At 26.9% G+C, this 3,210-nt stretch carries 1 protein-coding gene, 2 tRNA genes and 1 rRNA gene; all 4 read right to left on the bottom strand.

Features of this window, described 5'->3' with window-relative positions; translation table 11 throughout:
* Positions 1 to 1,930: 1,930 nt before the first annotated feature.
* Positions 1,931 to 2,680: a peptidylprolyl isomerase gene (locus Q0W06_RS19475; protein ID WP_297639802.1), complete on the bottom strand. Its 750-nt coding sequence runs from the start codon at positions 2,678 to 2,680 to the stop codon at positions 1,931 to 1,933.
* A 179-nt stretch (positions 2,681 to 2,859) separates the two neighbouring features.
* Positions 2,860 to 2,935, bottom strand: a tRNA-Ala gene (locus tag Q0W06_RS19470).
* Between the two features lie 8 nt (positions 2,936 to 2,943).
* Positions 2,944 to 3,019 (bottom strand) — tRNA-Phe (locus Q0W06_RS19465).
* Positions 3,020 to 3,024: 5 nt separating this feature from the next.
* Positions 3,025 to 3,141, bottom strand: a 5S ribosomal RNA gene (rrf, locus tag Q0W06_RS19460).
* Positions 3,142 to 3,210 lie beyond the last annotated feature (69 nt).

Genomic DNA, 3,210 nt, shown 5'->3' with positions numbered 1-3,210 from the left:
CTAGTGGATTACTTTTAAATGATTTTTTGGTCTACAAATTAAGTATAAAATACAACTACTCTTATTATAAATATTTCATTCTAATCAAATCTTTAACTAATTTCAATTATCCTTAGCTTAATTTTTTATTTGTATCCCCAAATAACTCTCTCACTTTTCTTTTAGGCTTCCTCTTAACTTCTCTCTATTTACTACACTACAAATAACAATCTTTTTTGACTTAAATATCATTTTAAGCTCTCATAACTAACTCTATCTACTTTCTTAATTTATCTTTCTATTAACTCTACCTTCGCCCATACGAATTTATCTATCTACTACACTCTAAATCCATTTACATATTAATCAACAAATTTCATTTACATATAAACCTATTAATCAGCTTCATTTTTCTCCCTAAATATCTCATATGCATAAAACTTTTAAATAGCTCTTTTTATTTTCTGATACTGTCCCTTAAATAATTTACTTTACTATAACTATAGATTATCTCTATAGTCTATATAAAACTATATATTACTCTTATCCTAACTATTCTTTATCTTACTCTAACTTTCATTCTTTATCTTATTTTAACCATTCTTTATCTTATCCTAGCTATCTCTTTCATCTCCTTGATTCTCTTAATTATTAGTATTTCAAGAAAAATCTTAATTTCTCTATTTTACACTTCCCTATTTCATAGCTCTCTAAATATTTAATATTCTTGCTCTAAATCTCTACGCATATTTAATATTCAAAACTTTCCTCCATAAATTATCTTCTTAGATTCAACTAGACAACTTACTTATAATAACACTCTCCCGTTCTATTCAATTATCTTTTATTAAACATCGCTTCTTTACTACATTAATGCACTTTTACTTTCATCTCTTAAATACTCTATAAATACTACCTGCAATCTATTATTTAATTTAAAATCTATTATTTAAACTTCCTCTATCTTTAATTTCTCTCTATAAGACTAACTTCTCTTTCTATAATATTAACTTCTCTCTTTACTATATTAGTTTCTCTCGAATATTCACTATTTCTATTCAAATCACTTATACAATTAAAAATATACTCCATAATTTAATTATTAATATTTCTTTTTTATTACTAACTTCCTATCCTTTTAAATAATCTTTACCCAAACTTTTTTAAATCTATTTAAAAATACTTTCTTTTAATATAATAATTTTACACAAAAAATTATTATATTAAAATCGCTATATTTCATAATTATCTAATATAATTAGCATACCTATCATCATTCTTAAATTTTCTTTTCCTATACTTCTATTTTCAAGATTAAATTTACTATAAGTTACTCGTAATCCTTCTTATGTTTATGCAATATCGCCTTATCATTAATTCTCCTTTCTATAATTTCTTCTACTTTCCTATCACTATAAAAATAAGAATTTACACGAATACGATATTGTACTTTTATTCATTCTTTATACTGTATGTCCTTCTCTATAAAATTCACTTTTCCTGTACTTCTATTTTCAAAATTAAATTTATTATAAGTTATCCCTAATCTCTCTTACCTTTATACAATGTCTCCTTATCATTAATTCTCCTTTTTATAATTCCTTCTACTTCTCTATCACTATAAAAATAAGAATCTACATAAATGTAATCTTATATTCGCATCTAGTCTTTATGTACTTTTCTATAAAATTCACATAGAACTCTTATAACTAGTTATTCTTAATTTTATTTTAATAAATTTATTTCTCATATAATTTATCATAAACTAAAAAAATTCTCATTTATCTATAAGAAGCAACTACCACAGTAGCTTTATATTTACTCTTTCTATTTCCTATTACTAATCCAAACAATTCTAGATTTTTATATGACTATCCCCAAATATTATTTCAAATAAAAAAACATCACAAAATGATTATGATCATTTTGTGATGCTCCTACTATAAAGCTATTAGCTGTTTCTTACAACACCATATTTTGCTTCTAAATCTTTAATTGTATCCATAAATTTCTTTTGTTGTGCTTGTTGAACAAGTTGTTGTGCTACTGCAGCTTTAACTTCTTCAAATTCTTTTGTTTTAGCTTCATTCTTAGATTCTACTTTTATTAAGTGATATCCAAATTGAGTTTTTACTGGTTCTGTAATTTCATTTAATTCAGCTTCAAAAGCAGCTTTTTCAAATTCTGGAACCATCATTCCTTCTCCAAATGCACCTAAGTTTCCACCTTGTTCTTTTGATGGACAGCTTGAATATTTAACTGCTGCATCTTCAAATGATGTAGCTCCTGAAAGTATTTCTTCTCTTATCTTTTTTGCATCTTCTTCATTTTCAACTAATATATGTTTAGCTGATACAGTTGCCTTTTCTGAGAACTTATCTTCGTTTGCTTCATAAAAAGCCTTTATTTCATCATCAGTTACTGTAACGTCAACTAAAACTTTTTCTATAGTAGCTTGAGCTAAAATTTCTTTTTGTAGACGTTCAATAATTTCTTTATATTCATTAGTTTCATTAACTTTTAATTCTTTACCTAATTTATCAAATAATTCTACTTGAATCATTTGTTCTAATAATTGTTTTCTTCCCATTTCGCTTTCAACCATAGCTTTTCTATCAGCTGGGTATTTTGCTATTAAATCATTTAATTCCTTTTCAGTTATTTCATATGAACCAACAGTTGCTAATATTTTATTTTCCATTTTAAATTCTCCTTTTTTTTCAAAATATATATATTATTGTACCAATATAACTATAAAATAACAAATATTTTATTTGTATTAACTATTTTATCCACAAATTTATTTTTTATTTCATAATTATCCACAATTAAATCACTTTTTATAAAAAAAAAGATGCTCATCTGTGAACATCTTTTTTATGGTGGAGGTAAGGAGATTCGAACTCCTGACCCCCTGCGTGCAAGGCAGGTGCTCTCCCAACTGAGCTATACCCCCTTAATTTTTGGTGGCTCGAGCTGGAATCGAACCAGCGACACGAGGATTTTCAGTCCTCTGCTCTACCGACTGAGCTATCGAGCCATATGACCTAGCAACTTCCTACTCTCCCACAGGGTCACCCTTGCAGTACCATCGGCGTTATAGAGCTTAACTTTCCTGTTCGGAATGGGAAGGAGTGTTTCCTCTATGCCATCATCACTAGATATACAGAAAATCTTGTTCTCTGAAAATTGCACTTGAAATCTTGTTGATATATATATTGGTCAAGCCCT

It is taken from the genome of uncultured Clostridium sp. (assembly GCF_947072515.1).
Taxonomy (GTDB): Bacteria; Bacillota; Clostridia; order Clostridiales; family Clostridiaceae; genus Clostridium.
Note: the sequence above shows the minus strand (reverse complement) of the source record. Positions and strands in the feature narration are given on the sequence as shown.